This window comes from Agreia sp. Leaf283 (genome assembly GCF_001422485.1).
Taxonomy (GTDB): Bacteria; Actinomycetota; Actinomycetes; order Actinomycetales; family Microbacteriaceae; genus Agreia.
The window spans coordinates 574,517-594,338 of the sequence record NZ_LMNF01000002.1 but is presented as its reverse complement, the minus strand read 5'-3'; the positions used below and the strand labels follow the sequence as shown (position 1 = coordinate 594,338).

Sequence of the window (19,822 nt, the reverse complement as noted above, 5' to 3'; positions counted from 1 at the left end):
CATGCAGGAACTAGATTTCAGCGAGCAGATCGCCGCCCTCCGCTCCACCTTCCGCGACATCCTCTCGGTCATCGACGTCGATGAGCTGAAGGCCCGCATCGACGACCTCAGCGCACAGGCGGGCGTTCCCGACCTGTGGGACGACACCGAGAAGGCGCAGAAGGTCACCAGCGCGCTGTCGCACGCGCAGTCCGACCTCGCGAAGGTCACGAGCATCACCTCGCGCCTCGAAGACCTCGAGATCATGGTCGAGCTCATCAACTCCGAGGGCGACGAGGAGTCGGCCCAGGAGGCGCAGGGCGAGCTCGAGAGCCTCACGAAGCTGCTCGGCGAGCTCGAGGTGCAGACCCTGCTCAACGGCGAATACGACCCCCGCGCGGCCGTCATCACGATCCGCGCCGGAGCGGGCGGCGTCGACGCCGCCGACTTCGCCGAGATGCTGCTGCGCATGTACCTGCGCTACTCCGAGCAGCACGGCTACTCGGTCACGGTGCTCGACACCAGCTACGCCGAAGAGGCCGGCATCAAGAGCGCCACCTTCGAGGTCGACGCACCCTACGCGTTCGGAACGCTCTCGGTCGAGGCCGGAACGCACCGCCTGGTGCGCATGAGCCCGTTCAACTCGGCCGGCAAGCGCCAGACGAGCTTCGCCGCGGTCGAGGTCATTCCGCTCATCGCCCAGACCGAGTCGGTCGACGTTCCCGAGAGCGACATCCGGGTGGATGTCTTCCGCTCGTCGGGCCCGGGCGGCCAGTCGGTCAACACCACGGACTCGGCCGTGCGCATCACCCACCTGCCCACGGGCATCGTGGTGAGCTGCCAGAACGAGAAGAGCCAGATCCAGAACCGGGCGGCGGCACTGCGCGTGCTGCAGTCGCGCCTGCTGCTGCTGCAGCGCGACGAGGAGAACGCCAAGAAGAAGGAGCTGGCCGGCGTCATCACCGCCAGCTGGGGTGACCAGATGCGCAGCTACGTGCTCGCGCCGTACCAGATGGTCAAAGACCTGCGCACCGACTACGAATCGAACAACCCGTCGAACGTCTTCGACGGCGAGCTCGACGGCTTCATCTCGGCGGGCATCCGCTGGCGCAAGCAGAAGGTCGCATAGGCGATACAAGGCGTTCGTACAGACTGGCGCGCCAATCGGGCATCCGTGGCGAGTCGCGCGTCGAGTGGGTCGCAAGGCTGCTTAAGCTCAACCTGCCATGATTCGATTTGATCACGTATCCCAGATTTACCGGGGGACCAAGAAGCCGGCGCTGAACCGCGTCGACCTCGAGATCCTCCGCGGTGAATTCGTCTTTCTTGTCGGCGCCTCCGGCTCCGGCAAGTCGAGCTTCCTGCGCCTCGTGCTGAAGGAGGACAAGCCCACGAGCGGCAGCATCCACGTGCTCGGCCAAGACCTGGGCACGATCTCGTCGCGCAAGGTTCCCTACTTCCGGCGCAACCTCGGAGTCGTCTTCCAGGACTTCCGTCTGCTGCCGAACAAGAACGTCTTCGACAACGTGGCCTTCACGCTTCAGGTCATCGGCAAGTCGCGGGGCTTCATCCAGGAGGCCGTTCCCGACGTGCTCGCCATGGTGGGCCTCAACGAGAAGGCGAACCGCCTTCCGCACGAACTCTCCGGTGGTGAGCAGCAGCGCGTGGCCATCGCCCGCGCCGTCGTGAACAAGCCCGCCATCCTGCTCGCCGACGAGCCGACAGGAAACCTCGACCCGCTCACCAGTGGCGGAATCATGCAGGTTCTGCAGCGCATCAACGCGGGCGGAACCACCGTGATCATGGCGACGCACGACAACGCCATCGTCGACCAGATGCAGCGACGCGTGATCGAGCTCGTTCAGGGCGAGATCGTTCGCGACGAACTGCAGGGCGGCTACGGCATGACGGCCGAGATCGCGCTTCGCGACAGCGGAATGACGGCCGAGATCGGCATTCCCGGGCTGACGCGCGGCAGCAGGGGACCGGGTGCGAGTTCTCCCACGTTCTCCACGCCCGTCGTGAACCCCCAGGGCCCGTCCGCGACCGAGGCGCCAGCGCCTGCCGCGCCCACGGCATCCCGTGTGCCCGCCGGCGAGCCCGCGCAGGCCGCGCCCGTCGCATCCACGACCCCCGCGCCGGTGTCGGCCCGCCCCGACGCCGCCGACCCCGTGACCGACCAGCTCGGACTCGCCGAGAAGCTCGGGCTGCGCGCCCCGGGCGAACGCATCGACCCCCAGGACCAGAACGTAGGACCCACCTCGTGAGACTCGGACTCATCTTCGGAGAGGTCGGCACCGGCCTCCGACGCAACGTCTCGATGGTCGTCTCTGTCGTTCTCGTGACCTTCATCTCGCTCACCTTCGTAGGCACGGCCATTCTGCTGCAGATGCAGATCGGCCAGATGAAGAACTACTGGTACGACAAGGCCCAGGTCGCCGTCTACCTCTGCACGGCCACCGACGCGGGCGAGACCTGCGGCAACGGCGACGTGACCCAGGAGCAGATCGACGCCGTTGAGGCCCAGCTCGACGGGCCGACGCTGTCGCCGTTCATCGACAAGTACTACTTCGAGAACCACGATCAGGCCTACGAAAACTTCCAGTCGCAGTTCAAGGGCAACCCTGTCACCGAGTACGTGACGCCCGACCTTCTTCCGCAGACATTCTGGGTCAACCTGAAAGACCCGACGCAATCGGCGGTGCTCGTCGAGAGTCTCTCGGGCTTCGCGGGCGTGGAGAGCGTCACCGACCAACGCAGCTACCTCGAGCAGATCTTCACGGTACTCAACGCGGCGAGTTACACCGCCATCGCCGTGGCTGCGATCATGTTGATCGCAGCAGTTCTGCTCATCGCCACGACCATCCGTTTGTCTGCCTTCTCGCGTCGTCGAGAACTCGGAATCATGCGCCTCGTCGGGGCCTCGAACAGGTTCATCCAGACGCCGTTCATCATCGAGGGTGTGATCGCATCGCTCATCGGCTCGGCACTCGCGGGCCTGGCGATCTGGGCCATCGTGAAGTTCTTCGTGCAGGGATGGCTGCTGAACCAGCTGCCGTTCACATCGTTCGTCTCCACGGGCGATGCGCTGCTGGTGGCGCCGATCCTGATCGTCGTCGGAGCCGTGCTCGCGGCGCTGTCGGCCAAGTTCGCGATCACGCGCTACCTCAAGGTCTGATCGCACCGGTCCGAGCGGCGCCGCCCACGCCCGGGTCGACCGGGCGTATACTGGACGGCTGCCGCACGCGAGGTGCGGCACCAAGAATCGTCAGGAGCGCAACGTGCCCAAGGAGAGCGGTCAGAAGGTCGTCGCGACCAACCGCAAGGCTCGGCACGACTACACCATCGAGTCGACGTACGAGGCCGGAATGGTCTTGAACGGCACCGAGGTGAAGTCGCTCCGCATGGGTCGAGCGTCGCTGGTCGACGGCTACGCCTTCATCGAGAACGGCGAGGCCTGGCTCGACGCCGTGCACATTCCCGAGTACACGCAGGGCACGTGGAACAACCACACGCCAAGGCGCAAGCGCAAGCTGCTGCTGCACAAGGAGCAGATCCTCAAGCTGCACAACAAGACCAAAGAGGGCGGCTACACGCTCATCCCGCTGCAGCTGTACTTCAGCGACGGCCGTGCCAAGGTCGAGCTGGCCGTGGCCAAGGGAAAGCGCGAGTACGACAAGCGGCAGACGCTGCGCGAGCGTCAAGACAAGCGCGAGTCCGACAGGGCCATGTCGGCGAGGCGCAACCTCGGCGACTGACGTCGGTCACAGACGAATGGATGCGCCGGTCAGCTCTTCGGACAGCGCCCACAGGCGGGCGGCCACCGCGGGATCACGTGACCACGCCTTGGCCGGCACCACCCGCGGGCGGCCCTTCAATTGCTGCCAGCCGGCCGGACCCACGTATTCGCCACCGCGCAGGTAGTCGTCGGTGGCGGCCATCACGATGGGCAGTGCTCCGGCGTCCTTGCCCTGGGCGAACGAGCCGAACACGGTCCGCACGATCGCAGCGGTGCTGACATCCGGCGTGACTCCGGGGCGCTCTGGCGTCAGCTCGTCGACGGCGAACCCCGGATGCGCGACGATGCTGCGGGTGTCGTGCCCGGCGGCGCGAAGCCGACGATCGAGCTCGAACGCGAACGTCATCACGGCCAGCTTCGACCGGCTGTAGCTGCGGAAACTGCGGAAACGCTCGGGGGTGTCGCGCTGGTCGAGATCGAGCGCGTAGAAGCGGTGGCTGATGCTGCCGAGATGCACGATCCGTGACGCGGGGGTCGCGAGCAGAGTCGGCAGAAGACCCGCGACCAGGGCGAAGTGGCCGAGGTGATTGGTTCCGAACATGCTCTCGAACCCGTCGGCGGTGGCGGAATCCGCGGTGCCCGAGGTGATGCCCCCGTTCGCGACCAGCACGTCGATGGCGGGCAGCCGCGAGAGTTCGGTGGATGCCCGAGCCACACTCGAGAGATCGGCCAGATCGAGCAGCACGAACGACGGTGCCTCGATGTTGGGCACCTCGCGCCGCAGGGACGCGATGGCGGCGTCGGCCTTTGCCTCGTTGCGTCCGGCGATGATGATGCGTGCGCCCCTGCGGGCGAGCTGCTCGGCCGTGAAGTAGCCGAGCCCGGCGTTGCCGCCTGTGATGACGACCGTGCGGTCGACGAGGTCGCGGTTCATGCGGACGCGGCGAAACGGGCCTCGACCGACGCGCTGATGACGACGTCTGCGGGCGTGAGGTCGAGGGGGCCGGATGCGCTGGACTTGGCCATATCGTGCGAGGCGAAGCGCGCCACGCCGACCGGCGAGGAGCCGCCTCCGCCGTCTCCGAGCATTCCGGGGTCGGCCACGGCGAGGGGCCGGAGTGCCGACAGCCCGAGGGCCTCGGCGTAGTTCTGCGCCTTCGACCGGGCGCTCACGATCGCGTCCTTCTGAACGTCGGACTCCAGAGCCGCCCGCGTCGCTGCGGTGAGAGCCCAGTCGACCGAGGTCACGGTCACGCCGTCGCGGAACGCGATGGAATCGATCCAGGTCGCCAGCGCCGAGAAGTCGCGGAATCGGGCTCGCACGGTGGTGGTCGCGTGATAGACCGGTGGCAGTTGCACGCCGTCCTGGTTCCAGGGGCGCTGCCCCCACACGCTCACCTGGTCGGCGCTCCACCGCGTCACCGCGTCGGCCACGGGATCGTGGAGGGCCCGGAGGCTTTCCGACGTCTCCGCGTGAAGCTGCCTCGTCTGTTCGAACACGCTCTGGCGTTCCGGTCCCTCGAACCCGAGTGCGAGCTGCACGACGGCCCGCTCGGGTGAATGGTGCGTCTCTGCATAGCCGGCGACGGTGATGATGGTCTCGCTCATGGGTCTCACCCTATCCGCGACCGGAGGAGGGCCCGCGGTGGCCATTGCCGATTTTCTGTCGTAGGATTGAGGGCTGCATCCTTTCGGATGCCTGTGCGCAAGACACAACTCAACAGTGCGTGATAGTGACCCGCTTGGGGATGATCGGTTTCGACATTGCCTGCGAAACTGCGAGAAGCGGGTCGAGGATTCAGGGTTATCTCGTTAACGATCTCTGAAAAACAATAAGTGCCAAATCAAACCGCACTGTCTCTGCTCAGGCAGACTTCGCCCTCGCGGCGTAGTTCTCTTCTAAGCACTAAATAGAGACCGTCAGTCCGGGAATGCTCTCTACCCGGGTTCTGGCGACATTCAGAGAGATTGCTTCCGCGTTACGCCTGAGGGCGCGGAGGGACTTGCACTCGGGCTGGGCCCGTCGAGCTAGATGCCTGTAGCAAAGCTCGGGGCCGAGTAGAACGACTCAACAGGATACGCCCGTAGAAGGCGCAGAATCACAGCAGTGGACCGGGGTTCAATTCCCCGCATCTCCACCATCTGAGGTCGCTGTCACGCACTGTTCGGTTGCCGCCCTTCGACAGGCTCAGGGAGCGGGGTTACCGTTCGCTGAGCCTGTCGAAGCGGCTCCCCTTACAGCACGAAGAGCATCTCCTGGTAGGTCGGCAGCGGCCACAGGTCGTCGGCCACGATGTCCTCGAGAGTGTCGGCTGCGGCGCGCACGGCGTCCATCGCCGGCAACAGTGCGTCGCGCGCGTGCTCCGCCTCGGCGAGCGCCTCATGACCGGTCTCGGCCGCCAGCGCCTTCTTGAGCGTGGCCAGGGCGCTGCGCAGCTCGGCAAGCGGAACCGACACCTCGTCGAGAGCCTCCGTATCGGTCTCCACGCCGGCAGCCTTGAGCGCACCGATGTTCACGGCGAGCTCCGTCTGGTAGCGCACGGCCGCCGGCAGAACGGCCGTGGCACCGATCTCGAGGGCTAAGCGCGCCTCGACGCCGATGGTGAGGGCGTACTGCTCCAGCCCGATCTCGTAGCGGCTGTGCATCTCACGGTGGTTGAAGACCCGGTACTTCTCGAACAGCTCCATGGCCTCGTCGGTGATGAGCTCGGGAAGGGCGTCCAGGGTCGTGCGCAGATTGGCGAGGCCGCGCTTCTCGGCCTCGATCGGCCACGCATCGGCGTAGCCGTCGCCGTTGAAGACGACCGCCCCGTGCTCCGTGATGATCTGCGTGAGGAGGGTCTGCACGGCCGTGTCGAAGTCTTCTCCCGCCGCCGTGGCCGCCTCGAGCTCTGTGGCGATGAAGTCGAGCGAGTCGGCCATGATCGTGTTGATGGTGGTCATCGGTCCTGCGACCGACTGCATCGATCCCGGGGCGCGGAACTCGAAGCGGTTTCCGGTGAACGCGAACGGGCTCGTGCGGTTGCGGTCACCCGGGTCGGTCGGCAGCACCGGCAGGGTGTCGACACCGATCTGCATACGACCCTTGCCCTTCGACGATGTCGCAGGGCCCTTCGCCAGCTGCTCGAAGACGTCGGCCAATTGGTCGCCGAGGAAGATCGAGATGATCGCCGGGGGAGCTTCGTTCGCGCCGAGGCGGTGGTCGTTCGTGGCCGAGGCGACGGATGCGCGCAGCAGACCGGAGTATTTGTGCACGGCGCGGATGACCGCGGCGCAGAACACCAGGAACTGCGCGTTGTCGTGGGGCGTGTCGCCCGGCACGAGCAGGCTGCCCAGCTCGGAGTTGCCGAGCGAGAAGTTGACGTGCTTGCCCGACCCGTTGACGCCCTGGAACGGCTTCTCGTGGAACAGGCATTCCATGCCGTGCTTCTTGGCGATGGTCTTGAAGGTCGTCATCAGGAGCTGCTGGTGGTCGGCGGCGATATTGCCCCGCTCGAACATCGGAGCGATCTCGAACTGGCCCGGGGCGACCTCGTTGTGGCGGGTCTTGGCGGGGATGCCGAGCTTGAACAGCTCGCGCTCCGTGTCCATCATGAATCCGAGCACGCGCTCGGGGATGGCGCCGAAGTAGTGGTCGTCGAACTCCTGGCCCTTCGGCGGCTTCGAACCGAAAAGGGTGCGACCGGCGTTGATCAGGTCGGGTCGGGCGAGGAAGAAGTGCCTGTCGACCAGGAAGTACTCCTGCTCGGGCCCGCAGAACGACACGACGTGCTTCGGGTTCGTGTGCCCGAACAGCTTCAGGATGCGCTCGGCGTGCTCGCCCATCGCCTGCTGCGAGCGCAGGAGGGGCGTCTTGTGGTCGAGGGCCTCACCGGTCATCGAGACGAAGACAGTGGGAATGCAGAGGGTGTTGCCATTGGGATTCTCGAGCACGTACGCCGGGCTCGTGACGTCCCAGCCGGTGTAGCCGCGAGCCTCGAACGTGTTGCGCAAGCCGCCGTTCGGGAAGCTGGACGCATCCGGTTCGCCCTGGGTGAGCGTCTTGCCCGCGAACTCGGCCAGGGCCGTTCCGTCGCCGACCGGCTCGAGGAAGCTGTCGTGCTTCTCGGCGGTGAGACCGGTCAGCGGGTAGAAGACGTGCGCGTAGTGCGTCGCGCCCTTCTCGAGGGCCCAGTCCTTCATGGCCGAGGCCACGGCGTCGGCGACCAGCGGATCGAGCATGACACCGTGGTCGATGGTGGCCATGACCGACTTGTAGACGGACTTCGGGAGCCGCTTCTGCATGACGATCTGGTTGAACACGTTCTCGCCGAAGACCTCGCCGGGCGTCTCGGTCGGGGTGAAGCTGATGGCGGGCGGCACGTAGGCCTCGACATCCCTGATGGCCTGCAGACGGACAGTGTTTCCAGTCATTCTTACTCCCTCGTGACGGCGCCCGACCGCGGATCGATGCGGAACCCGGTGGCGCCACGATAGAAGACTCGTGTGGCGGGGGTGTTTCACCTGTGTGACACCCGTGGTTATTTTCGACGCGGCGTGAGGAGTAGTGCAGTCCTTCGGCCGCGGAGTCAGTGCTGGCGCAGCCCCATCGAGAGGGGTATCGCGTGTCGCTGCCCGCCCGAGTGCACGACATCGCCGTCGACGACGGTCAGCTGCGTGCGGTGCTGTTGGAGCGCCCGCGTCACCGCTGACAATCGGTGGTCGAGGTCGAACCACTCCACATCGGAGCCGGGTTCGGAGACGATCTCGGCGAACGGCGTGGCCGTCAGGCGACTCGCCGCCAGCGTGGCCTCGTGCGTTCGCACGTGATCAGGATGTCCGTAGCCACCGCCGTGGTCGTAGCTGACGACCAGCTCGGGATCGAGCAGCTCGATGAGCGCCACCACGTCGCCCACGACCTGCTCGAGGGGCGCGAGCGCCAGCGCACCGGGCTCGACATCGGCCGCGGGACCGGCAAGTCCGGGCTCGATCCAGGACATGCCCGAATCGCGGTAGCGCACGGTCGGTTGCCCGACGGTTCGCGCCGGGGCGGTGCCCAGCCAGTACCTGTCGGAGATACCGAGCGAGTCTGCCGCTCGGCGCAGCTCGGTCTCGCGCAGCGCGCTCAGGCCCTCGGCATCCACCGCGTGATCGAGCGATCCCTCCACGATCTCACCGCGTTCTCCGCGGGTGGCGGTGAGCAGGCTCACCCGCACGCCGCGGTCGACCAGCTCGGCGATCAGGGCGCCGGTGGCGAGGGTCTCGTCGTCGGGGTGGGCGTGCACGAAGAGCACGTTGCGCACGCCGTCGAGAAGACTCACGCGACGGCGACGGACGAGACGAGCCCCGTGTAGACGCCCAGGAGCGCGTCGGCGGAGCGCGCCCAGCTGAGGGTCTCCGCGCGTTCGCGGGCTCTCGACGACAGCTCGTCGGCCTCCTCGCCATGCGAGAGCAGGCGGGCGATCGCATCGGCCCAGACGGCGGGGTCGCGCGAATCGAGAACGAGTCCGGTCACGCCGTCGACCACGGCCTCCCTGAGACCACCCGAGGCGGCGGCGACGACGGGAACGCGGCTCGCGGCCGCTTCGAGCGCGACGAGGCCGTATGTCTCGGAGTGGGAGGGGATCAGAACGACGCGGGCGCTGCGCAGCAGTTCGGCCAGCGCCTGTCTCGACTGCGGACCGATGAAGTGCACGGAGTCTGCAATGCCGCGTCGGCCGGCGAGTTGCGAGAGCTCGTCGATGTATCCGTCGAAGTCGGCCGACGCATCGCCCGAGATCACCAGTTCGGGTCGGATGCTCTCAGGAACCGCGGCGATCGCCTCGATCGCGAGGTCGAGGCCCTTGAGCGGCTGCAGCCGGGCGGCTACGACCGCGTAAGGCCTGCGGGACTCGTGCGATCCGAGAGCCGGTGCAGCCGGTGCGAACAGCTCGCTGTCGACGCCAGGGGAGACGACGGTGATGCGACCGGGCGATCCGCCGAGACGCGTCTCGATCGTGTGGGCTTCGGCCTCGCTGATCGCGATCAGTGCGTCGGACTCGCGCGCGAGCCACGATTCGCCGGCCATGCGCCCGGGCGACTCCGCGCGCTCTCCGTCGGAGAGGGGAGTCGAATCGTCGGCCGCGATGCTGTGGAAGCTCTGCACGTGGGGGATGCCCCGCGTGCGCGCGACGGGCAGGGCGGCCATGCCCGAGAACCAGTGGTGCGAGTGAAAGACGTCGTACGGGCCGAGCGCACTCAGGGCGTCGCTGAACTCGCCGATGTAGAGCTCGTGATCGCCCTTGGCGAGCGGATGCGCGGGGCCGGCATCCACGAACCGCAGGCGAAGTCGGTCGCCGAAGTTCAGAACGGCCGGACCGGTGGGCGTGGACCGTCGCGTGATGATCTCGACGTCGTGTCCTTGTGAGGCGAGGGCCTGCGCCTGGTGCAGCACCACCACGTTCATGCCTCCGGCATCGCCGGAGCCCGGCTCGTCGGCCGGCGATGTGTGGAGGCAGACGAGAGCTATTCGCAGCACTTAGACGAACACTCGGTAACCGTTGACGAACTTGTTGACCGGGGCGAGGAGGGCGACAAGCGGAACGAACATGCGCAGGAGATAGACGACGACCGTGACCTGGCCGAGGTCGGCGAGAGCGAAGAGGCCGAGCGCGACGGCGCCCCAGCCGACGGCGATCACAAGCGAGCGTCGGGTGGCGAGGAACGGTGCCGCGGTGCCGAGCGAGGCGAAGACGATTCCCGCATCGGCGACGAAGCCGCGCAGCCCGGGCTCCTCGAACTGGCCGACGAGGACCCACAGCACGATGGCGATGGCCCAGAAGAGAACGAACAGGCCGCCACCGAGGGGCTTCGTCATGTCTTTGGCCGGGGCGGATGTCTTGGCCGGGGCGGATGTGGTGACCGGCGCGGAATGGGTCGTCATGACTCAAATTCTAGCCCGGGGCGTCGGACTCTGTGGACGATGTCAGGGGCCGGTGCGAAGCTCGATCCATGCGCTGCACGATTGTTCCCCCTTACCTGCTCTCCCGTCTCTCCCGCCTCGATGAGGCCGGTCTCGGAGGCGTCGCCGCCGCGGCCCACGAGACCCTCATGCAGACGGAGCCCCTGCGCGAGACGAGGCAGGCTCTTGCTCCGCGTGCCGTGCCGCCGTCGACTGCGCCGCCTCGCCCTGATCGCACGATCAGCGATGCCGGGGGGCGCGAGGTGCTGCCCGGCTCCGTCGTTCGGCGCGAGGGCGGCGCCGAATCGGGCGATGCCGCGGTCGACGAGGCCTACGACGGCCTCGGGGCGACGCACGCGCTGTTCGCCGACGCGTTCGAGCGTTCCTCGATCGACGGTCGCGGGCTCGGGCTCGAAGCCACCGTGCACTACGGCTCGCGCTACGACAACGCCTTCTGGGACGGTGAGCGCATGGTGTTCGGCGACGGTGACGGCGAGGTCTTCCGCCGGTTCACGCTGTCGCTGAGCGTCATCGGGCACGAGCTCAGTCACGGAGTGACCCAGTACTCGAGCGCGCTCGAGTACCAGGGCCAGTCCGGGGCCCTCAACGAATCGGTGTCCGACGTGTTCGGAGCGCTGGTCGAGCAGCACAGCCGAGGGCAGGTGGCCTCGGAGGCAAGCTGGCTCATCGGCGAGGAGCTGTTCACCGACATGGTCGAAGGTGCCGCGCTCCGTTCGATGAAGGCACCGGGCACCGCCTACAACGACGACATCCTCGGCGTCGACCCCCAGCCCGCCCACATGCGCGATTTCGTCGACACCCGCGACGACAACGGAGGGGTGCACATCAACTCCGGCATCCCCAACCGGGCATTCTTCCTCGTGGCCGACGCCCTCGGCGGCTACGCGTGGCAGCGCGCCGGTCGCATCTGGTACGACACGATCACCGCAGGCGGGCTCGAGCCGCGAGCCACCTTCGTAGAGTTCGCCCGTGCCACGGTCGAGGCCGCCCGAGCCCGATACGGCGGCACCTCTGACGAGCTCGACGCGGTGCAGCGGGCGTGGGCGTCTGTCGGAGTCGAGTTGTGAACATCACCGTGGTGCGCAGCGGCGGGTTCGCAGGTCTACGGCGAACCTGGCGGGTCGTCGTCGACGACGAGTCGTCGACCGCCGTCGACGAATGGCTCCACATCGTCGACGCGTGCCCATGGTCGGACGCGGTAGATCTCGACGGCGACGGGGTTCCCGATCGTTTCGTCTTCGTCGTCACCGTCGAGGCGCTCCCTGTCGAATCGACGTCGACGTCTCAGCTGCACGCGACACTGCCTGAGTCCCGCGTCGTGGGGCCGTGGCGGCAGCTGATCGACCGGGTCCAGGCCTCGGATCGCGCCGACACATAACGACGCCGAAACATGCCGTCAACACTTCGGCGCTAGTTTAGGTCGGTGACGATTTCTGCTGACACGACCCCTGGCAACCCCGACCTCAGCCGTCGGAGTATTCGCGACGAGGTAGACGCCGCTCTGCGTGCCGACGTTCGACTGCTCGGCGCCCTGCTGGGCCGAATTCTGACCGAGGCAGGCGGCTCCGAGCTGCTCGACGATGTCGAGCGGCTGCGAGAGCTCACCATCGACGCCTATGAGAAGCAGAACGACGCGTCGATCGAAGACGCCGAGAAGCTCGTCGACTCGTTCACGCCCGTGCGGGCCGAGCAGGTCGCCCGGGCGTTCACCAGCTACTTCCACCTGGCCAACCTGGCAGAGGAGCACCACAGGGTGCGGGTGCTGCGAAGCCGGTACGTGTCCGCGAGCGATCCCGCGCCCGCCGACTCCCTTCCCGCCGCCATCGAGCGGCTGGTCGGCGAGGTCGGGCGCGAGGAGACGGCCGCGCGACTGGCCGACCTGAGATTCCACCCCGTCTTGACGGCCCATCCCACCGAGGCCCGACGCCGCGCCGTCGCCTCGGCCATCCGCCGTATCAGTGACCTGCTCTCCGACAGGGACGCCGGCCAGCAGGGCGGCCTTGCCTCGGCCGAGATCGAGCGGCGCCTGCTCGAGCAGATCGATGTGCTCTGGCGCACCTCGCCGCTGCGCACGACAAGGCCGACGCCCCTCGACGAGGTCAGAACGGCGATGAACATCTTCGACCAGACCCTGTTCCAGGTCGTGCCGCAGGTGTACCGCCTGCTCGACGACTGGATGCTCGAGGGCGATGCGGGCAAGGCACCCGTGGTCGCGCCGGCGTTCATGCGTCTCGGCAGCTGGATCGCCGCGGACCGCGACGGCAACCCCTTCGTCACGGCCGACGTCACGGAAGAGGCGGCCGCGATCGCGAGCGAGCACATCCTGTTCGGCCTCGAGCACGCCGCGACCCGTATCGGTCGCACGCTCACGCTCGACTCCGAGGACACTCCGGCCAGCGAGGCTCTGATGGCGCTGTGGGGGCGGCAGCAGGCCATCGCGCCGCAGGTGACGAGCCAGATCGGAACACGCTCGCCGCACGAGCCGCACCGCAGAGTACTGATGGTGGTCGCCGCTCGAATCGTCGCCACCAGGCAGGGCACCGAGCTCGCCTACGGACTGCCCGACGAACTCGTCTCCGACCTGCGGGTCATTCAGCAGTCCCTGCGAGAGGCCGGTGCCGACCGCAGCGCCAACGGCGAACTCCAGAACCTCATCTGGCAGGTCGAGACCTTCGGGTTCCACCTCGCCGAGCTCGAGGTGCGCCAGCACTCCAAGGTGCACCGTCAGGCGCTCGAGGAGATCCGTGCCGGTGGTGCATTGAGCGAGATGACCGAGGAGGTCTTGTCGGTCTACCGCACGATCGCGACACTGCAGAAGCGCTACGGCCTGGCGGCGGCCCGTCGGTACATCGTGTCGTTCACGCAGTCCTCGGCCGACATCGCGACTGTCTACGCGCTGGCGGAAGCCGCCCTGGGTTCTGCCGAGGCGGCCCCCGTGCTCGATGCCGTGCCGCTGTTCGAGACGTTCGCCGACCTCGAGGCGAGCACGACCATTCTCGACGAGATGCTGACTCTCCCGCAGGTGCAGGAGCGGCTGGCAGCAACCGGTCGGCGCCTCGAGGTCATGCTCGGCTACTCCGACTCCTCGAAAGACGTCGGGCCCGTCTCGGCGACGCTCGCCCTCTACTCGGCGCAGGAGCGCATCTCCCGCTGGGCGAAGGACAACGACATCGTCCTCACGCTGTTCCACGGCCGGGGTGGCGCATTGGGTCGTGGCGGCGGTCCGGCCAACGAGGCCGTGATGGCGCAGCCCGGCGGCTCCGTCGAGGGCCGGTTCAAGCTCACCGAGCAGGGCGAGGTGATCTTCGCCCAGTACGGCGACAAGGCGATCGCCGCGCGCCACATCGAGCAGATGGCAGCGGCCACCCTGCTCGCATCGAGCCCGTCGAACGAAGAGGCCAACAACACGGCAACCCGTGACTTCGTCGACATGGCGCGCACGCTCGACCTGCGTTCACGTGAGCGCTTCTTCGAACTCATCAAGGCAGATGGCTTCGCTCCCTGGTTCGCCCAGGTCACCCCGATGGAGGAGGTGGGCCTGCTCGCGCTGGGTTCGAGGCCGGCCCGGCGCGGACTGTCCGTGGAATCGCTCGAAGATCTCCGGGCCATCCCCTGGGTCTTCGCGTGGACGCAGGCGCGCATCAATCTCACCGGCTGGTTCGGGCTCGGTTCTGCCCTCGCGGCGGTCGGAGACATCGACGTCCTCCGAGACGCCTACGCCCGGTGGCCGTTGTTCACCGCCATGATCAACAACGTGGAGATGTCGCTCGCGAAGACCGACGACAGGCTCGCGGAGCGCTATCTCGCCCTGGGCGATCGCGACGACCTGGCCTCCCTCGTGCTCGACGAGATGGAGCTCACCCGCGAATGGGTGAGGCGCACGACGGGTCACGGCGAGATCCTCGAGGGTCGTCCCGTGCTGCAGCGCGCGGTCAGGCTCCGCAGTCCCTACGTCGACGCGCTGTCGCTCCTGCAGCTCCGGGCTCTCCGGGCCGTTCGCAGCTCGGGCAGCGTCGACCCGGCCGACGACACCCATCGGCTTCTGCTCCTCGCCGTCAACGGGGTCGCGGCCGGACTGCAGAACACGGGATAGCCCGCGATGTCGGGGGCCCGGCGCTCCGTGTATCGCGTGCTGCTCGGCGATCAAGCTGATCGCCTGCAGCCCCAGCTGTCGAACTACGTCGACGGCGCGGTGCGCGGAGAGGCGGGCATCGGTCGAGGGGTCTACGAGTTCGCGGGGCCCTCGAAGGCATGGCTCGCGCCGCTCTTCGCTCTGATGGCGCGCGCGAACGCCCTGTTCGGAGAACGCGGCGAGAACGTCGGCCTGACCGTCGTCAACGTTCCCCACGCCGACGGGCGGGGTCGAGTCTGCCTCAGCTCGACCCGCAGCTTCGCCTTCCCCGGCGTGACCCGCGCGATGGAGGACACGATGCTGGCCGGTCGTGACGGTCTGCTCCACGACTTCCTCGGCAGACGGCGATTCCTCGAAGTGTCACTGCGGCTGGGTGTCTCGTCAGAGGGGTGGCTCCGGATGCGATCGGTCGGCACCTGGCTCTGGCTCGGCCGTCTGCGCGTCCCCGTGCCTCGCATCTTCTCCGCACGGGTCGACCTCACGGAGCGCTGGGACTCCGCGACCGCGAGCCAGGAGGTTGAGGTGACCCTTACGCATCCGGTGCTCGGCCGTGTCTTCGAATACCGGGGTTCCTTCACCTACGAGCCGAGGGGTGGACCGATCGACGCGGTCGACACCGCGGCCATCGATCGTCGGTTCTAACGCCCCGAGTGGGGCTCGACGACGTCACCGGGGGAGAGCACCCGGAGGGCCGCGTCGTGCAGGAGCCCGTTGGTGGCGAGGGCCGAACCCGACCAGGGGCCGGGTGTGCCGTCGACCGACGTGAACCGGCCCCCGGCCTCGTGGATCACCGGGATGAGGGCCGCCATGTCGTAGGGCTGCAGGTCGAATTCGCCGGCCACGTCGAGGGCGCCCTCGGCGATGAGCATGTACGACCACATCTCGCCATAGGCCCGGGTGCGCCAGACACTGCGGCTGAGGGCGAGCAGGCTGTCGAGCCGGCCAGCCTCGTCCCAGCCCTTCAGGCTGTTGTAGCTGACGCTCGCGTCATCGAGGCGGGCCACGGCGGAGACCGCGAGCCGACGGGGTGCCGCCGACGGCGCGAGGGTGCTGTCCGTCGTCCACGCGCCCTGGCCCAGGGCTCCCCACCAGCGGCGTCCGAGCGCAGGGGAGCTGACCACACCGACGACGGGAACGCCGTCGACGACGAGCGAGATCAGCGTGGCCCAGACGGGAACGCCGCGCAGGTAGTTGGCCGTGCCGTCGATGGGATCGATGATCCACTGCCTGCTCGAGTCGCCGGCCGAGCCGTACTCCTCGCCCAGGATCGCGTCCTCCGGGCGGGCGGCCGCGAGCCGGTCTCTGATCTCGCGCTCGACGGCGCGGTCCGCATCCGTCACTGGTGTTCGATCGGGCTTGCTCTCGACGACCAGGTCGAGCGCCATGAATCGATCGAGCGAGATCGCGTCGGCCGCGTCGGCGATGTCGAGGGCGAGGGCGAGGTCGGCTGCATACGGCTCGGTCATGCCTCAAGCGTAGCCAGCCGCGACGACCAGGCGTGCTCGATCGTGCGACTAGCTCAGCGAGCCCACGAGCTTCTGCAGCGACTCGATGCGTGCGATGCCGCTGGCACCCAGTTCTCCCGCCAGCACCCGGTCGACGATCTCCCAGTCGTGGGCCTGGCTGAGCGGGATGCCGTCGGCCGGCGGGATGGACGACGGGATCGCCATTCCGGCGAACGACTTCAGAACGTTCGCGGGATCGACATGGCCGAGGCCGAACGAGCGCACGCCGGGGGTGTCGATGATCCAGCCCGAGTGGCCCGCGTCGTCGTGCACCCGCAGGCCCAGCGTCGACGACGACGTGTGGCGCCCGCGGCCGGTGACGTCGTTGACGCGCCCGATCGCCCGATCTGTGCCGGGAACGAGCGCGTTCACCAGCGTGGACTTGCCGACACCCGAATGGCCGACGGTGACGGTGGTGTGGCCCATCAGCAACGACTTCAGTTCGTCGAGCGGCAGCTCGTCGCGCTGCCCGGTGACCACGGTGAGGTCGAGGCAGTCGAACTCGGAGAGGAACTCGCTCGGGTCGGCGAGGTCGGTCTTGGTGATGAAGAGGATCGGAGTGATGCCGGCATCGAATGCGGCGACCAGGTAGCGGTCGACCAGTCGGGCGCGCGGTTCGGGATTGGCCGCGGCCACGACGATCAGCATCTGGTCGGCGTTGGCGACGATCACCCGCTCGACGGCGTCTGTGTCGTCGGCGCTGCGGCGCAGAAGCGTGGTGCGCGGCGTGAGCTTGACGACTCGAGAAAGGCTGCCCTCGGCGCCGGAGGTGTCTCCGACGAGTCCGACGCGATCGCCCGTGACGATGGCCGTCTTGCCGAGCTCGCGGGCCCGAGACGCCGTGATCGCGCGCTCGTCGGGGGTGTCCTCGTCGACGAGCACGCTGAAGCGGCCGCGGTCGACGGTGAGGATGCGACCGGGAACCGCGTCGGCGTACTCCGGCCGGATCTTCGTGCGGGGTTTGTTGCCCTTCGGGTTGGGCCGGATACGAACGCTCGACTCGTCGTATTCCGACTCGTCGTCGTCATCGTCGTCGTTCGCCCACCAGGTCATGAGGTGCTCGCGGCCAACGCGCTCCAGAGCTCGGGGAATTCGGGGAGCGTCTTCGATGTGGTCGCGATGTCCTCGATCAGAACGTCGGGAACGACGAGGGCGATGATCGCGCCGGCATGGGCCATGCGATGGTCGGCGTAGGTCTTCCACGTTCCGCCGTGCAGCGGTGCCGGCTCGATGCGCAGGCCGTCCTCCAGCTCTGTGACGGAGCCGCCGAGCCCATTGATCTCCGCCGCGAGGGCCGACAGGCGGTCTGTCTCGTGGTGACGGATGTGTCCGATGCCGGTGATCTCGCTGGGGGAGTCGGCCAGCGCTGCCAGGGCGACCAGGGCCGGGGCGAGCTCGCCGCCCTCGGAGAGATCGAGGGTGATTCCGTGGATCGACCCGTCGCCCTCGACCGTGAGCACTCCGTCGGCCTGGGTGACGGTGGCGCCGAACAGGGGCAGGAACTCGGCGAGCAGTGCGCCCACCTGGGTGGTGCTCGACGGCCAGCCGCTGACGCTGACCCGACCGCCGGTGGCGACGGCCGCCGCGAGGAACGGTGCCGCATTCGACAGATCGGGTTCGATGTCGACGGTGAGGCCCCGGATGCGCGAGGGCGCGACGGTCCACACGCCCGGCTGCGGCTGCTCGACCTCGACGCCGCGGGCGGCCAGCGCCTGGATCGTCATCTCGATGTGAGGCTGGCTCGGCACCCGCTCACCGGAGTGGCGCAGCACGAGTCCGTCGTCGAAGCGACTCGCGCTCAGGAGGAGGCCCGACACGAACTGGCTGGAGCTCGACGCATCGATGACGATCTCGCCACCGGCGACGCGACCGGTGCCGTGAACCGTGAAGGGGAGCGATCGCGCTCCGTCGTCGGCGATGTCGACGCCCAGGGAGCGGAGCGACGAGATGGTCGTGGACATGGGCCTGCGCCGCGCGGCCTCGTCTCCGTCGAACACGACGGGACCGAGCGCCAGGGCGGCGACGGGCGGGATGAAGCGCATGACGGTTCCGGCGAGGCCGCAGTCGACCGTCGTGCTTCCGAGCAGCTCCTCCGCTGGCGTGATGAGCCAGTCGTCGCCGAAATCCCCGGCGCCGGAGACGGCCTCGATCGTCGTGCCCATCGATCGGAGGGCATCGACCATCAGAGACGTATCGCGCGAGTGGAGCGGAGCCCGAAGAGTAGAGGGCGACTCGGCTAGCGCCGACAGCACGAGTTCGCGGTTGGTCAGGCTCTTGGAGCCGGGAAGGACGACCGACGTGTCGATGGGACCGGTGGCGGTCGGCGACGGCCACGGCGAGTCCGCCGGCGGCACGGAGGCGACCCCTGGCGTCTCATCGTCGTAGGGGGAGAAACGCGGATCGAGTTGGCTGATGATTCCCATTGCCCCCAGATTACCGCGAGCACGGAATAAACCGCGTTCCCATCGCGGTTGTTGATCGTACGGGCACCGAGCGGGTGCATCGACGACGGAGAGGCACAGGAGGAGCGCAGGTGGTGACTGAGCAGCTGGTGCGACCGACCGTCGTCCGCCCGGGCATGGCCTGGGCCGAACGCGCCCTCTCCGAAGTAGACTCAGGCTTGATGAGCACTCCCACACCTGACACCACTCCCGCGGCGACCTCAGATCCCCGGGACCTGTTCGAGGAACAGGCGATACCGTTCCTCGACCAGCTCTACGGCGCCGCCCTGCGCATGACCCGCAATCCGGCAGATGCGCAAGACCTCGTGCAGGAGACGTTCGTGAAGGCCTACGCGGCCTTCGCCCAGTTCGAACAGGGCACGAACCTCAAGGCGTGGCTGTACCGCATTTTGACGAACACGTTCATCAACACCTATCGCAAGAAGCAGCGCGATCCCTACAAGGGCACCATCTCCGATATGGAGGACTGGCAGCTGGGCGAGGCCGAATCGGCCACGGCCATGTCGAGCCGCTCGGCGGAGGCCGAGGCGATCGACCACCTGCCCGACAGCGCGGTCAAGGATGCGCTGCAGTCGATTCCCGAAGATTTTCGTCTGGCGGTCTACTTCGCCGACGTGGAAGGTTTCTCCTACCAGGAGATCGCCGACATCATGAAGACCCCTGTCGGCACGGTAATGAGTCGTCTGCACCGAGGCAGACGACTTCTGCGGGGACTTCTGACTGACTATGCAGCAGACCGCGGCATTCATGTCGCGGCGAAGACGGGGAGCACGAAGAAATGACCGATTGCGGTTGCGACAAGGCCAAGGCCGAACTCGAGGAGTATCTGCACAACGAGCTGTGCTCGACCGATGCAGAAGACATCCGTGAACACCTCGCCGGCTGCTCGGACTGCGAGTCCGAGCTGCACGTCGGGCGGGTTTTGACCGAGGCGGTTCAGCGCGCGTGCCGCGAGACCGCGCCGGGCGATCTGCGCGACCAGGTTCTTCTCTCCATCCGCACCATCCAGGCCACGCACTAGCCAGCTGCCCTCTGCCACATGAACGGCAGATTTCGGCGGCGTTA

19 protein-coding genes and 1 other RNA gene are annotated in these 19,822 nt (G+C 67.6%); 11 read left to right on the top strand and 9 right to left on the bottom strand.

All coding sequences use genetic code 11. The features are described 5' to 3' along the window. Position 1: 1 nt before the first annotated feature. The 4 genes from prfB (at position 2) to smpB (ending at position 3,737) form a co-directional block, all read left to right on the top strand. A complete protein-coding gene (prfB, locus tag ASF51_RS11700; protein ID WP_055929605.1) occupies positions 2–1,108 on the top strand; it encodes a peptide chain release factor 2 in 1,107 nt (368 codons plus the stop codon). 97 nt (positions 1,109–1,205) lie between these two features. Continuing rightward, positions 1,206–2,246, top strand: coding sequence for a cell division ATP-binding protein FtsE (gene ftsE, locus ASF51_RS11695; RefSeq protein WP_082479758.1), 1,041 nt, complete (start codon positions 1,206–1,208; stop codon positions 2,244–2,246). Further along, a complete protein-coding gene (gene ftsX / locus ASF51_RS11690) occupies positions 2,243–3,157 on the top strand; it encodes a permease-like cell division protein FtsX (protein WP_055929602.1) in 915 nt (304 codons plus the stop codon). The genes ftsE and ftsX overlap by 4 nt, the downstream gene beginning before the upstream one ends. Positions 3,158–3,260: 103 nt before the next feature. Continuing rightward, a complete protein-coding gene (smpB, locus tag ASF51_RS11685; protein ID WP_055780595.1) occupies positions 3,261–3,737 on the top strand; it encodes an SsrA-binding protein SmpB in 477 nt (158 codons plus the stop codon). Between the two features lie 6 nt (positions 3,738–3,743). On the opposite strand, the gene ASF51_RS11680 is transcribed toward smpB, so the two are convergent. Continuing rightward, entirely contained in the window at positions 3,744–4,652 is a 909-nt protein-coding gene (locus ASF51_RS11680; protein ID WP_055929599.1) for an SDR family NAD(P)-dependent oxidoreductase, read from the bottom strand. Then, entirely contained in the window at positions 4,649–5,326 is a 678-nt protein-coding gene (locus ASF51_RS11675) for an SIMPL domain-containing protein (RefSeq protein WP_055929596.1), read from the bottom strand. Before ASF51_RS11675 ends, ASF51_RS11680 begins: the two co-directional genes overlap by 4 nt. 136 nt (positions 5,327–5,462) lie before the next feature. Here ASF51_RS11675 and ssrA point away from each other — a divergent pair. Then, positions 5,463–5,859, top strand: a transfer-messenger RNA (tmRNA) gene (ssrA, locus tag ASF51_RS18720). A 94-nt stretch (positions 5,860–5,953) separates the two neighbouring features. Here ssrA and ASF51_RS11670 read toward each other — a convergent pair. From ASF51_RS11670 to ASF51_RS11655, 4 genes are all read right to left on the bottom strand, one after another. Further along, a complete protein-coding gene (locus ASF51_RS11670) occupies positions 5,954–8,131 on the bottom strand; it encodes a glutamine synthetase III (protein ID WP_055929593.1) in 2,178 nt (725 codons plus the stop codon). A 155-nt stretch (positions 8,132–8,286) separates the two neighbouring features. Beyond that, the gene (locus ASF51_RS11665) at positions 8,287–9,018 is read right to left on the bottom strand and encodes a PIG-L deacetylase family protein (protein ID WP_082479756.1); all 732 of its coding nucleotides are present in this window, start codon (positions 9,016–9,018) and stop codon (positions 8,287–8,289) included. After that, the gene (locus ASF51_RS11660; RefSeq protein WP_055929585.1) at positions 9,015–10,214 is read right to left on the bottom strand and encodes a glycosyltransferase; all 1,200 of its coding nucleotides are present in this window, start codon (positions 10,212–10,214) and stop codon (positions 9,015–9,017) included. Before ASF51_RS11660 ends, ASF51_RS11665 begins: the two co-directional genes overlap by 4 nt. Further along, the gene (locus ASF51_RS11655) at positions 10,215–10,619 is read right to left on the bottom strand and encodes a hypothetical protein (RefSeq protein WP_055929582.1); all 405 of its coding nucleotides are present in this window, start codon (positions 10,617–10,619) and stop codon (positions 10,215–10,217) included. Positions 10,620–10,687: 68 nt separating this feature from the next. Here ASF51_RS11655 and ASF51_RS11650 point away from each other — a divergent pair, with 68 nt between their 5' ends. From ASF51_RS11650 to ASF51_RS11635, 4 genes are read left to right on the top strand one after another with little or no spacing between them, the layout of a single operon-like run. After that, positions 10,688–11,725 (top strand): M4 family metallopeptidase, encoded by a 1,038-nt coding sequence (locus ASF51_RS11650; RefSeq protein WP_055929579.1) that lies wholly within the window; start codon positions 10,688–10,690, stop codon positions 11,723–11,725. Continuing rightward, a complete protein-coding gene (locus ASF51_RS11645; RefSeq protein ID WP_055929576.1) occupies positions 11,722–12,036 on the top strand; it encodes a protealysin inhibitor emfourin in 315 nt (104 codons plus the stop codon). The genes ASF51_RS11650 and ASF51_RS11645 overlap by 4 nt, the downstream gene beginning before the upstream one ends. A gap of 51 nt (positions 12,037–12,087) precedes the next feature. Further along, positions 12,088–14,751 carry a phosphoenolpyruvate carboxylase gene (locus tag ASF51_RS11640; protein WP_055930809.1) on the top strand — a complete coding sequence of 888 codons (2,664 nt, stop codon included), beginning with the start codon at positions 12,088–12,090 and terminating at the stop codon, positions 14,749–14,751. 6 nt (positions 14,752–14,757) lie between these two features. Next, positions 14,758–15,432 (top strand): DUF4166 domain-containing protein, encoded by a 675-nt coding sequence (locus ASF51_RS11635; protein ID WP_055929573.1) that lies wholly within the window; start codon positions 14,758–14,760, stop codon positions 15,430–15,432. Here ASF51_RS11635 and ASF51_RS11630 read toward each other — a convergent pair. From ASF51_RS11630 to aroA, 3 genes are read right to left on the bottom strand one after another with little or no spacing between them, the layout of a single operon-like run. Beyond that, positions 15,429–16,256, bottom strand: a complete 828-nt coding sequence (locus ASF51_RS11630) for an inositol monophosphatase family protein (protein ID WP_055929570.1) — start codon at positions 16,254–16,256, stop codon at positions 15,429–15,431. The genes ASF51_RS11635 and ASF51_RS11630 overlap by 4 nt on opposite strands. A gap of 48 nt (positions 16,257–16,304) precedes the next feature. Continuing rightward, positions 16,305–17,348, bottom strand: coding sequence for a ribosome small subunit-dependent GTPase A (rsgA, locus tag ASF51_RS11625; RefSeq protein ID WP_055929567.1), 1,044 nt, complete (start codon positions 17,346–17,348; stop codon positions 16,305–16,307). Further along, positions 17,345–18,718: a 3-phosphoshikimate 1-carboxyvinyltransferase gene (gene aroA, locus ASF51_RS11620; protein ID WP_055929564.1), complete on the bottom strand. Its 1,374-nt coding sequence runs from the start codon at positions 18,716–18,718 to the stop codon at positions 17,345–17,347. Before aroA ends, rsgA begins: the two co-directional genes overlap by 4 nt. A 200-nt stretch (positions 18,719–18,918) precedes the next feature. Between aroA and ASF51_RS11615 the strand changes: the two genes are divergently transcribed. Continuing rightward, positions 18,919–19,539 carry a sigma-70 family RNA polymerase sigma factor gene (locus ASF51_RS11615; protein ID WP_055930806.1) on the top strand — a complete coding sequence of 207 codons (621 nt, stop codon included), beginning with the start codon at positions 18,919–18,921 and terminating at the stop codon, positions 19,537–19,539. Further along, entirely contained in the window at positions 19,536–19,778 is a 243-nt protein-coding gene (locus tag ASF51_RS11610) for a zf-HC2 domain-containing protein (RefSeq protein ID WP_055929560.1), read from the top strand. Before ASF51_RS11615 ends, ASF51_RS11610 begins: the two co-directional genes overlap by 4 nt. Positions 19,779–19,822: the final 44 nt, after the last annotated feature.